This is a genomic window from Mesorhizobium sp. WSM4820 (genome assembly GCF_055811075.1).
This window is the reverse complement of record NZ_JBVVQN010000084.1, coordinates 1-540: the sequence shown is the minus strand read 5'-3', so window position 1 is coordinate 540 and position 540 is coordinate 1. Positions and strand designations below refer to the sequence as shown.

The window sequence follows — 540 nt, the reverse complement described above, 5'->3', positions numbered from 1 at the left end:
GGCGTTATCAACTTAACTCGCGTTCAGTTTGCGGCATAGACCGATGGCATGAACACCGCGACCGTCAGCTACAAGCGCCATCATTTCCCGCCACAGATCATCGCCCATTGCAGTGTGGCTCTCTACAGGTTGCCCTTGAGCTTGCGTCTGGTCGAGGAAATGCGGCTGGAGCGCGGGATCGTGGTTTCGTATGAGACAATCCCCCGGTGGGCATCAAGTTCGGTCCGCATTACGCTCGCCGCTTGCGCCGCAAGCAGCACAGCCGATACGATGTCTGGCACCTGGACGGGGTCGTCATCACCATCGCCGGCAGGAAATGCTGGTTGTGGCGCGCCGTCGACAAGAATGGCTATGGGCTCGACGAGATCGTCCAGAACCGCCGCAACACCAAGGCGGCCAAGGGCTTGCTGACGCGGCTGCTGAAGAACCAAGGCGGCGCGCCGAAGCGCATGATCACCGACAAGCTGCGCTCCTATGGAGCAGCCAGGCGACAGGTGATGCCGGACGTCGAGCATCGGTCGCACAAGGGATTGAACAACC

General features: G+C 60.7%; 1 pseudogene. It reads left to right on the top strand.

The window, feature by feature from the left end:
- Window positions 1-35: 35 nt before the first annotated feature.
- A pseudogene (locus AC0L2R_RS33820) lies at window positions 36-540 on the top strand (IS6 family transposase); the annotation flags it as partial.